Genomic DNA, 10,732 nt, shown 5'->3' with positions numbered 1-10,732 from the left:
TGACGCCGACAGCAACGGCAGAGTCAATTCCGCTGACGCGAAGAGAACTTCTCAGCACTCGAACGGTCAGATCGATCTCAAGGAGATCGACCCCTATCAGTTTGCTTGTGCCGATACTGCCGCTCCCAAGAACAGAATCAATTCGGCTGACGCAAAGGCGATCTCTCAGCATGCCAACGCACAGAAGAGTCTGTGGACTGTAACCGCTGAATAATTCTGTTCAAGCTGAGCACTGCTAAAGAATCTATCACCCCCGCCTCATCTGAGGCGGGGGTTTCGAATAATTCTAATTAAGAATAATTACTCCACTCTAAAAAAACACTTGATTTTTTCAATAAAGTGTGGTAAAGTAATAGAGCTGAATCAAATACGGAGGCTTAGCTCAGCTGGTTAGAGTACCTGCTTGACGTGCAGGGGGTCATTGGTTCGATTCCAATAGTCTCCACCATTTGAAATAAAAGGAGTCCATTTCGGACTCCTTTTTTCATTAGAACAGTGGAGAGTATCGGAATCGAAGGCGACCGTGCCGAGAGATAAGCGTAAGCGCATCTCGAAGGTCAAAACAGTCCTGAGGACTGTTTTGAGGGAGAGCGTAGGTGCGACTTATGACAGGCGTTGACGCTCCGAATGCGGGGCAGTTGTTTCCCGATAGAAGAAGCTGAAATAGTCTCCACCATATTAAAATAACGTGAGAGACTATTGGAATCGAACATAGAGGATTTGATCTTGTATTTGAGATTGACAAAGATTATTGTCGATATTATAATTGATTAGGATTCATTTGGCATATTTCGACATTGAATACGAATAATATCATAAAGAGGGTATCAATATGCAAATGGTGTTGCAGATCGCGCTGCTGCTCGCGGGATTTGTCGCGCTGATCAAGGGCGCAGATCTGTTTGTGGACGGCAGCTCGTCTCTTGCCGCAATTTTTAAAGTTCCGTCGGTCATCATCGGTCTGACGATCGTGGCGATGGGTACCAGCGCGCCGGAGTTGGCGGTCAGTACCGCGGCAGCGATCAACGGCTCAAATGAGATCGCCGTGAGCAACGTGGTCGGCTCTAACCTGTTCAACCTTTTGATGGTGCTGGGCGTATGCGCCTTGATCAAGCCGCTTCCGATCGATAAGGTCATCAAAAAACGTGATTTTCCGTTCTCGATCATCATCACCATCGCGCTGTTCGTCGCGTTGGGGATCGGCGTGCTGCAGACGACCGACTTTGCGACGGTCAAGATGAACGACGATGTATCGACATTAGAGTGCTGGATGGGCATCAGCCTGCTGGTCATCTTTGTCGGTTATTTGATCTTCCTGATCCGTTCGGCGATCAAAAACAAAACCGAGGGTGAAGCGGTCAAGCAGATGTCGCCCCTCAAAAGTGTGCTCTTTGTGCTGATCGGTATCGGTCTGATCATCGCGGGCGGACATTTTGTCGTCAAATCCGCTAAGTTTATCGCCGCGGCATTCGGCATGTCAGAGACGCTGATCGGTCTGACGGTCGTCGCGCTGGGCACCTCGCTGCCTGAGCTGGTGACCTCGGTGGTCGCCTCGCGCAAGGGCGAAAACGGTCTGGCGGTCGGCAATGTCGTCGGCTCCAATATCTTCAATGTCCTGCTGATCCTCGGCGTGTCCGGAACGATCAACCCTATCAAGGTCAACTTCGCGTCGATGGTCGACTTCTCGATCCTGATCGCCGCGTCGATCCTGGTCTTTATCTTCTCGCTGAAGAACAAGATCAACCGTCCTATGGGCGTCGTGATGATCCTGATCTATGTCGCGGCCATGGTGTTCGCGGTCGTCAGATAAAACAGGATTGCTTGTCATTGCGAGGGTGAATGTAGGTTTTGCAGTAGCTCTCAACCAATCAGTGTTCGCGTTATCGCTCCACTTCTTGGGAGAGCCTTGCATGGGTGCTGTATACCAAATCAAAGATTTGGACAGCACCTCACAATCTCAACCGATGTTATCAATTCAACTGAATAAACCGATACGCTTCCGCTCATACTATGGGCGGAGGCGTTTTTTATGAAGAATTACAGACACGCAAAAGCGAAAAGACCGACGGAGCGCGTGAGCTTTTACATCGCGCTCTCCATCTGCATGATGGCGGTGGGATTTGCCGTATGGACGGCGTATTCCACCCTGAGCGATACTACCGATCCGAGTGACAACACCTATTTTTCATCTCTTTCGACCGAGAACGCGGCGGTGGGGCAGGAGATGACCGGCGTGACGGTGGAGGCGACCGAGACGGTGACTGAGCCGCCGACAGAAGAACCGACAGAAGAGATGACCGAACCCGCGCGTAAGCTGGTCATCAGTGAAACCAAACCCACCGAGGCAAAGTCCGCCAACCAGAATATGGGATCGGATCAGCTGCAGGCGGTGCTGAACGTTGAAAACAGCCTGATCTACCCCGTTAAGAGCGGGCAGGTCACCAAGCCCTACAGCGAGGACGCGGTCTACAGCAAGACCCTGCGCGATTACCGAGCGCATGTCGGGTGCGATTTTGCCGCGGATGAGGACGAGAATGTCTATGCCATGTGCGACGGTACCGTCAGCGATATTTCTGTATCAGAATTATACGGAGTGATCATCGAAGTGGACTGTGGCGACTGCTATGTCTATTACTGCGGGCTTGACTCACAGCTGACAGTGGAGAAGGGTCAGCAGCTCAGCACGGGTGATACGATCGGCACTGTGGCGCAGATCCCCTGTGAAAACGAGGATGAGCCGCATGTCCACATCGAGATCCGCTCGGGCAACCGCACCATCGATCCGCTGAGCGTGATCGAAAGCGACAGCTGAGGCATATCGGAACCGGATTTTGCATAGAATAAACCAAACTGCCCTCGACCCGTTCAGGGGCACGGATTCGGATGCGTGAAGGAGTTTTGCGATTGTTCGCGGGATTCCTTCGGCATCCGTTTCTTTTTTTGCGGGTTGAACCGATGTACCCAAAGCGGCATAAGGATTCTGTTATTTCGCCTGTTGAACGGCACTTGCATAAAGCTCGGAAAAATTCTTGATCGAAGTATTGACATTCACGGCGGCATTTGATATAATAACGCTTGTGGATGAAGCGATATGCTCCGCCTCGGCACTCTCAGCCGTGTAAAAATATGAGAGAATACGCAGGTATGGCGGAATTGGCAGACGCGTACGGTTCAGGTCCGTATGAAAGCAATTTCATGCAGGTTCAAGTCCTGTTACCTGCACCATAGATTAAGGGAGTACCATTTGGTACTCCCTTAATCTATTTATACAAGCAAAGTGCAGGTAACAGGACTTGAAGGCGACTGTGCCGAGGTTCGAGCTGCGCGAAGAACCGAAGGTAAAAACAGTCCGGGGGACTGTTTTTAAGGAGAGCGCAGATGTGCTTTGGTCAGGAGGTGACGAACCCAAGGCGAAAGCCGAGGTGTCCGACATCACCGACATATGTTACCTACACCATATTATACAAGCAAAGTGCAGGTAACAGGACTTGAAGGCGACTGTGCCGTCGTCGTTACTCGCTTTATTCGGTAGTCATATTCGGTTGATAAGACTTGACCTCATGTGGCGGTTCCTCCTCTCCCAATTATCTGTGCGAAGAACCGAAGGTAAAAACAGTCCGGGGGACTGTTTTTAAGGAGAGAGCAGATAAGAGTTATGTCAGGAGGTGACGGATCCAAGGCGAAAGCCGCGGTGTCCGACATCACCGACATATGTTACCTGCACCGGTATGAGTGTTCATAACGGATTTATGTTATGGACACTCATTTTTTATTCAATTTCTACCGTTATGTATTTGGTGAGCAGGTTTTGTGCCTGCTCATCTTTTTTCTTATGCTTGGCTGTAGAGCTAAATGATAAACGGTGTCATAATCCATATTAATGGCGTGAACCACGTTGAACTTGTTTTTAACATTTGTATAAAAACGTGCTTGACAAAGAAAGGTATTTTTGTTATCATAAGTATGTTAAGTTTAACAAAACATACTTTTATAGAAGGAGTGATATTGTGGCTAAGCCTGATGGCAAGTACGCGTGGACGGTTACCGTCGGCACAAAAGGACAGATTGTTCTTCCAAAGGAAGCGAGAGATGTTTTTGACATCAAACCCGGTGATACCTTGATTATTTTAGGCGACAAGGATCAGGGAATGGCGATACCGCCTAAGAATAAATTTTCTGATTTCTTCGGAAAAATTTTCGACAAATAATCAAGGAGCGAAACGATATGCCAAGTATATTCGGTATTCCGCTTATCGGATTTATTCAAATGGTTCTCGGAACCGGTATTATAGTTTTTTTATTGATCAAATTCTTAACCCGTCCGAAAAAGAATAAAAAGGACGAGTATATAATCCATGACGTTCACGTCATCGTCGGTGACGGAACAGAGCAGGAGCATCAGAACGTCTATATCAAAAACGGCTTGATTGCGAAAATCTCCGCGCAGCCCATCCAAAAGAAAAACGTGCAGATGATTGACGGATCGGGAAAAACACTCATGCCGGGTCTGATCGACAGCCATATTCATATTCAGGGCGGCTTTTCCTGTCATAACGAAGAGGAAAGCGACGTTTTTCTGGACGAAAAAATGCCGCAGATTTTCAATGAGAATGTGCTGCCTTACGGCATTACGACGATCAAGGATCTGGACGCACCGAAGCATTTTATTTATAAGCTCCGTGATAAAATCAGATCGGGAGAGATCCGGGGGCCCGAGTTATTGATCGTAGGTCCGAATTTTACGGCTCCCAACGGACATCCTTCCAATACTCTCGGCTCCAACAGCGAATGGGCAAGGTCTGAGATGGCGATAGAGGTCAATACTCCCGAGCAGGTTTCCGCAGGTATTAAAGAGCTCAAAGAAGCGGGCGTGGATTTTCTGAAATTCACCTATCAAGGCGGCGACTACTGGTATTTTGATAATAAGCTAACCATTCAAAAGATAGACAAGGAGCTAATGAAGCGGATTATCCGCGAGGGTAAGGAAAACGGACTGAACTCTACCGCTCATGTTTTTTATTATGACGACGTAAAGGAACTGCTTGAAGCGGGTATATACGGCATAGAACACGGCATTCTTGACAGAGATATTGAACCCGATGACCCGATCGTCGCACTTTGGAAGAAATCAGGCGCGCGGTTTGTTCCCACAGTCAACGCCATGAAATACGAGAAAGACCCGACGAGAATGGAGCACAGCGTTCACAATCTCAAGGTATTGTATGACGCCGGTATCCCGATTGCCATGGGCACTGATAATATGTTCGAGCAAATGACAGGCGAGGTCGAGCATAAGGAACTTGCTTACTATGTCGAAGCGGGACTGACGCCCATGCAGGCTATCGTGCTTGCCACCAAAAACGGTGCGGAGCATCTCGGGATCGACGACAGAAAAGGTCAGGTCAAGCTCGGTATGGAGGCAGATTTAATTCTTCTGGAGAAAAATCCTGCCGAAAATATCTCCAACATCAAGTTTATCGACAGAGTTTTCCTCAAGGGCAAGGTGGTATATTCGCAGAAGCCCATTCAGTCCTTTGATATCCCCGACTATACCTACCCCGAGGGCTTGGTTTGTGCCGAGTATGTCAGCACGGATGGAAAGCAGCGCCGTGTAATCCATTATGACCGTTACGAGAGCGAACAGCTTATCACACAAATCACATATAAAAACGGTGAAAAATGGGCGGAGGAAGAATTTACGGTCGACCGCAGCCTCTCGGCAATAAAATGGGTATATAACCGTCCGTCCGACTATACCGAAATCAATGCCGTTAAGGAAAACGGCGTGATCAAGATGACAGGCAGCTTTAAGGGCAAACCGCAGGACAAGAGCTTTCAAATCGGCGACGGCTTATGGTATCAAATGATGGATATGTGCTTCCCTGCTTTTGCTAACTCGAAACTCGACGAGATCCTGTTCTATCCGATCGGCACAGGTGATAACCGCGGCGCAATGTCGCTCGGCGAATTCGCAGCCAAGAAGATCGGTACTGAGAAAGTGAGTATTGATGACAAAACCTATTCCTGCATTAAAATCAATCTGGTACTCACCATGTTCTCTTGGGCTTGGACGGGGCTTTTCTGGGTCGATACCGCAACCGGGCAGGTAGTTCAAAGCGGTGTTAAAAAAGGAAATAAAGAAAAACCGGAATGGCAGTTAAAGGGATTGACCTATAAAAAATAGTACGGTTCTGCATCTTACCGGCGATTTTTGCAACTTACCGCAAAATCTTTTTTCAAAAAATCAATAAGCTATACTATGCCCACAAAAAGCCCGATTTTATCGGGCTTTTTGAATTTTATTTCTCATTTACACAGTCCGTTTTTGCAGGCAGACGCGTAAGCCATTGCCTGTTTTTTAGGTTTAACCCCTTATGCGTCTGCCGATTATCACAGAAAAGAATATATGTCTATACTCTCTTGCCGTACAAAATCCCCCTTATGGTAGCTGTTTCCATTCTACCATAAGAGGGCTCTTTTTTCTATTGTCTTTTTTTACTGGACCTGTTCAAAGTTTTGCAGCAGCTTCTTTATAAAAAATTGTATAAAAACTACCGATATGGAAGCCTTTTTGTCAGCGGTGATAATGATTATACGATCAACGGTTGTGTCGTCTTCAAGCTCTTTGTAAGAGAAAGAATGAACAATACTCATGCAGCATTGTTTGCAAGCCGACCTTCCTCGTCGTATTCGTTGTAATAGCGTTCCAAGAATGTTTTGTTACTTATTTTCTGATCTGAAATTGATTTCCATTTCGATAATATCCCAAGGCTCGTCTTTTACCACATCCACATCCGCAAAGCCAACCTTTTTATAACATTTGTACGCAGGCGTGTTTCTTTCAAAAACACCTATTGTTACCTTTTTCGCACCGAGGATTTCGTAGGCGTATTTCAGCCCTAAACGAAGCATTTCGGTTCCGTAACCTTTTCCTCTGACAGAGCTGTCAACAATTACCCAACCGAAACGGATTACTTTATGATCTCCGTTGATATATCTCATGATAAAATGACCGACGACTCCGGTATCATCAAAAGCCGTCCACGGATAAAAATTGTCCGGCTCTGCGCAGTCACCGTTATCTTCACGATACTTTTTGTCAATGTTTTCCGCTGTGATGGGATAATCGCCAAAGCGTTCTCCGCCCCAAAGCGAAAACACATCTTTATCTTGTACCCATTTTGCGATCGCCTGTGCGTCGTAGCTTTTATATGGTCTTAGTTTCAACATCGATCATACCTCATTCCTTTTCATAAAAGACGATCTTCTTTACAGTCTGCAATACGGATTATACCTTTATTCATTTTATCACGAATCCGAAAATATGGCAACAGAAAACGCCGCCAAGAAGGAATCCTCCCACTTGGCGGCGTCAATTATAATTCTATAGTAGAAATTTACTCCTGCTCTATTGCGGCGCAGGGCATTGGCGTGAGGTCGAAGTGTATTCTGTTAAAATCATCATTTTCCGGGCTACTGCCTTTTCATCTGACGCAGGAACAGCACCACCGCCAGAACGAACAGAACAACGGCATAGCCGAGTACCCACCAAAGGTGAGGAAAAATCCCGCCGTAATCGCCTGCTATTACTGCGCGCTCCATTTCTACCGCGTGAACGAACGGAAGCGCGTAGGAGATATTCTTGAACGCATCGCCCACCAGTTCGAGGTCGAACCATATTCCGGACATCCAAGCCGTGAGGTTAGTCAGCAAAGCGCCGCAAATCCCTCCTACCTGTTTGTCGGTAAGGATGCTTCCGAAGAGCAGTCCCATGGATATAAAAAGAAAGGCAACGGGCACGACAAGCAGCACCGCAAAAAGTACATTGACTGTTATTGGGAGTCCGAGAGCAAAGGCGACGATATAACAGATAACGCACTGTGCGACGGAAAACGGGATCATGGGCAATACATAGCCGAGAATAAAGTCCGCCGGAGTCAGCGGCGTTGTGTACAGGCGCTGGAGCAGAGCGCTTTTTCTGTCCTTAGAGATAACGGTCGCCGAAAACAAGGTCATAAACGACAGCCCGAAAATCGTTATTCCGGGAGCGAGGCGTTCGATCTCGAACAGCTTGACGGGTATGTTGGCTTGGATCACGCTCAAAAGCAACAGCAGAACAAGCGGAAAACCTATTCCGAAAAACAGGGTAAGCGGATCACGGATTATCTCCTTCGCGTTTCTGTTCGCAAAAGTGAGCATTCTCATTTTGACTCCCCCTTTACCAAACGGACGAACGCCTGCTCAAAGTCGTCGGCGCCTGCCGCTTCCTTGATTTTATCGGCAGAGTCACAAATCAGCAGCTTTCCGTTTTTCATGATCGCTATACGGTCTGACAGTTCCTCGGCTTCTTCCATATAATGCGTAGTCAGAACAATAGTCACCTTTCCCTTGAGCGAGCGTATCAGCTCCCAAAGGTCACTGCGCACAAGCACGTCCAGTCCAAGCGTAGGCTCGTCGAGAAACAAAATCTCGGGCTCGCTGATGAGCGCCATTGCGATACTCAGCCTGCGCTGCCAGCCGCCCGAAAGCTTTCCGGCTTTTTTCTTTATCACTTCGTTAAGCTCCAGCAACTCGGTCAGCTCGCTGATCTTGGCGTTTCTTTTCTCCTTTGAAAAGCCGTGAACGCCACAGATCAACTCAAGGTTTTCGCGGACGGTCAGGCCCGGCGCTACCGCGGTTTCCTGTGGAGAGACGGCTATGATTGATTTTACGGCGGCGACGTCCCTGCAAATGCTTTTTCCGTTCAAAAAAGCGTCGCCGCTTGTGGGCTGAGTAAGGCAAGACAGCATTTTTATCGTGGTGGTTTTTCCTGCCCCGTTAACGCCAAGCAGAGAGAAAAGCTCGCCTCTGTGTACCGAAAGGCTGAGGTTATCCACCGCGACGACGTCCCTGTACTTTTTCGTCAAGCCCTCTGTTTTTATTGCTTCCATTATTATCACTCCATTCCGTATTGTTTCCGCAGCCCCTGATAGGAATCGGTCAGCATTTTACTGACAAGCTCGGTGTCAAGCTCGACATAGCCCGTCGCGAACATAACGGCTATGCCGTGAACAAAAGCCCACATCTCAAGGTGGAACAGCTTCACTTCAAGTCCGCTGAGCCCGGTCTGCTTGTGTACGATCGACTCCATTTCATCCGAGAGGTCTGTTGACTCGGGAATAACTTCACCCGAGCGGTCGCGCATATACAGGAGCTTGAACAGCTCCTTCTCCTCCTTGGCAAAGCGAATGTACGCCATACCGCCTGCCTTGTATTCGGGATACTTTCCGTCCGCGGCTTCCCTGCGCATATACTCGCGTGACAACTCCTCCGCTTTATCAACGACGGCAAGGCGCAATTCATCTATCGTTGCAAAATTCGAATATACCGGCTGGGTTGAACAGTTCAGTTGTGCGGCGATAGCCCTTGCGTTTATTGCCTGTGCGCCCCTGCTGCGAACGATTTCGACAGCGGCGCTGATGATATCGTCCTTTGTAACCCTGATCTTTGGCGGCATACTGCACCTCCTATAAATTGCTCATGTTATATAACACTTGTTATTTTACCTCGGTATTCCTCTGTTGTCAATAGTTTCGAAAAAAAGCCAAGCAGGATATCATCCCACTTGGCGGTGTTGATTATAATTCTGTATTAGAAAATTACTCCCACTCTTAAGTGCAAAGCAATCATTAAACAACTTCGTTTAATAAATATTGCTTCTCGTGAGAAAATATGGTTTCAATTACACAGTTTTGTTTAGTTATCACAGCTTGTGCTATCAAAAAGCTATCAGTCATTTGCTATCATTCGTAACTTGGTTTATTTCTGATCACTTTTGGTTTATTATAGCATAGCTGTCCTTTAAATCAGCACTTTAAAGCGATAAAATAATTACGCTTTATGAACCAAGCAACTAATCGAAAAAGTGTCACGCTTTTGGGCTTCAAAAGGCACTGTTTATGCGCCCTATAAAGAGTACAGCCTAATGATTAATGTAATATCATTAGGTTGCAGGTTTGAGCGTTACAGGTTCTCATTAACTTGCTTTTCAAATACCAAATGATGGAAGAAAGCAATCCTTTGAAAATCAGGATTTTTTGAAACCCTCATTTCAATATAAATCATCTTTTTCTGCCATTTGTCGTCCTTTTGAATATCCTGCTTTTGACAATGTTTCAGCCGCAGGGCTGTGTATTATTCATCCCTGCGGCTGTTCTTCTTAATCATTCTGTTTTACTTTATCGTTAAACTCCTGAATCCTTTTCTTCATAGCAAAGTACTGAGCAAACCAAATGAAAAAATAAATGAAGAAGAAGATGACGATATAGCCTGCTATTCCCAGAAAGCTATGCGGCATCCAGTACATACAATAAGCGATCGGCAACATTGATACGGAAATGACAAGGCAGTGAATTACCGTCTGCTTCAAAAGGCTCCAGTTTTCAATTTCCCAGATAACCGATGCTCCTCCGAAAGCGGCTCCGTAAAGTAAAGAGCAAATCGTCTGAATTACGACGGCGTTCAGCTCATTGCCGCAAAGAGCAGTCAACTGCGGCACTACAGGATAATACTCTCCCTTGTTGATTATTACCGAAATGATAAGTGTGATGATAAAGCTGATACTTAAACCAATGGGCGCACCGATCAGGCTGCGCAGAATAACTTTCTTTTTCATAATTTACCTCCTATAAACCTAAAACCTTTTTGATTTTTGACACATAGCGTCTTGAAACATATGTTGCCGTTCCGTCGG

The 10,732-nt window shown here is 46.9% G+C and carries 10 protein-coding genes and 2 tRNA genes; 7 read left to right on the top strand and 5 right to left on the bottom strand.

The genetic code is table 11. From position 1 onward, the window contains the following. The 7 genes from JKK62_RS15890 to JKK62_RS15860 form a co-directional block, all read left to right on the top strand. A partial coding sequence (locus tag JKK62_RS15890) for a hypothetical protein (RefSeq protein WP_201428773.1) occupies positions 1 to 214 on the top strand: 214 nt, incomplete at its 5' end. A gap of 157 nt (positions 215 to 371) precedes the next feature. Further along, positions 372 to 448: transfer RNA gene (locus JKK62_RS15885), tRNA-Val, on the top strand. Between the two features lie 384 nt (positions 449 to 832). Continuing rightward, positions 833 to 1,810: a calcium/sodium antiporter gene (locus JKK62_RS15880; protein WP_366503362.1), complete on the top strand. Its 978-nt coding sequence runs from the start codon at positions 833 to 835 to the stop codon at positions 1,808 to 1,810. A gap of 219 nt (positions 1,811 to 2,029) precedes the next feature. Then, the gene (locus JKK62_RS15875; protein ID WP_201428772.1) at positions 2,030 to 2,812 is read left to right on the top strand and encodes a M23 family metallopeptidase; all 783 of its coding nucleotides are present in this window, start codon (positions 2,030 to 2,032) and stop codon (positions 2,810 to 2,812) included. Between the two features lie 326 nt (positions 2,813 to 3,138). Next, positions 3,139 to 3,225, top strand: a tRNA-Leu gene (locus tag JKK62_RS15870). A 782-nt stretch (positions 3,226 to 4,007) separates the two neighbouring features. Beyond that, positions 4,008 to 4,208 carry an AbrB/MazE/SpoVT family DNA-binding domain-containing protein gene (locus JKK62_RS15865; RefSeq protein WP_201428771.1) on the top strand — a complete coding sequence of 67 codons (201 nt, stop codon included), beginning with the start codon at positions 4,008 to 4,010 and terminating at the stop codon, positions 4,206 to 4,208. A gap of 17 nt (positions 4,209 to 4,225) precedes the next feature. Next, the gene (locus JKK62_RS15860) at positions 4,226 to 6,184 is read left to right on the top strand and encodes an amidohydrolase family protein (RefSeq protein WP_201428770.1); all 1,959 of its coding nucleotides are present in this window, start codon (positions 4,226 to 4,228) and stop codon (positions 6,182 to 6,184) included. Between the two features lie 536 nt (positions 6,185 to 6,720). Here the strand turns inward: JKK62_RS15860 and JKK62_RS15855 are convergent. From JKK62_RS15855 to JKK62_RS15835, 5 genes are all read right to left on the bottom strand, one after another. Next, a complete protein-coding gene (locus tag JKK62_RS15855) occupies positions 6,721 to 7,230 on the bottom strand; it encodes a GNAT family N-acetyltransferase (protein WP_201428769.1) in 510 nt (169 codons plus the stop codon). A 243-nt stretch (positions 7,231 to 7,473) separates the two neighbouring features. After that, positions 7,474 to 8,205, bottom strand: a complete 732-nt coding sequence (locus JKK62_RS15850; RefSeq protein WP_201428768.1) for an ABC transporter permease — start codon at positions 8,203 to 8,205, stop codon at positions 7,474 to 7,476. Further along, on the bottom strand, positions 8,202 to 8,930 hold the full coding sequence (locus JKK62_RS15845) for an ABC transporter ATP-binding protein (protein ID WP_201428767.1): 729 nt from the start codon (positions 8,928 to 8,930) through the stop codon (positions 8,202 to 8,204). Before JKK62_RS15845 ends, JKK62_RS15850 begins: the two co-directional genes overlap by 4 nt. Positions 8,931 to 8,935: 5 nt before the next feature. Beyond that, positions 8,936 to 9,496, bottom strand: coding sequence for a TetR/AcrR family transcriptional regulator (locus JKK62_RS15840; RefSeq protein ID WP_201428766.1), 561 nt, complete (start codon positions 9,494 to 9,496; stop codon positions 8,936 to 8,938). Between the two features lie 702 nt (positions 9,497 to 10,198). Continuing rightward, positions 10,199 to 10,654 (bottom strand): DUF3021 domain-containing protein, encoded by a 456-nt coding sequence (locus tag JKK62_RS15835; protein WP_201428765.1) that lies wholly within the window; start codon positions 10,652 to 10,654, stop codon positions 10,199 to 10,201. Positions 10,655 to 10,732: the final 78 nt, after the last annotated feature.

The organism is Ruminococcus difficilis (genome assembly GCF_016680995.1).
This window is presented reverse-complemented; position numbering and strand designations above follow the sequence as displayed.

Coding starts and splice junctions, on each gene's coding strand:
- JKK62_RS15880 (WP_366503362.1), top strand. CDS start 833: ATGCAAATGGTGTTGCAGATCGCGCTGCTGCTCGCGGGATTTGTCGCG.
- JKK62_RS15875 (WP_201428772.1), top strand. CDS start 2,030: ATGAAGAATTACAGACACGCAAAAGCGAAAAGACCGACGGAGCGCGTG.
- JKK62_RS15860 (WP_201428770.1), top strand. CDS start 4,226: ATGCCAAGTATATTCGGTATTCCGCTTATCGGATTTATTCAAATGGTT.
- JKK62_RS15855 (WP_201428769.1), bottom strand. CDS start 7,230: ATGTTGAAACTAAGACCATATAAAAGCTACGACGCACAGGCGATCGCA.
- JKK62_RS15850 (WP_201428768.1), bottom strand. CDS start 8,205: ATGAGAATGCTCACTTTTGCGAACAGAAACGCGAAGGAGATAATCCGT.
- JKK62_RS15845 (WP_201428767.1), bottom strand. CDS start 8,930: ATGGAAGCAATAAAAACAGAGGGCTTGACGAAAAAGTACAGGGACGTC.
- JKK62_RS15840 (WP_201428766.1), bottom strand. CDS start 9,496: ATGCCGCCAAAGATCAGGGTTACAAAGGACGATATCATCAGCGCCGCT.
- JKK62_RS15835 (WP_201428765.1), bottom strand. CDS start 10,654: ATGAAAAAGAAAGTTATTCTGCGCAGCCTGATCGGTGCGCCCATTGGT.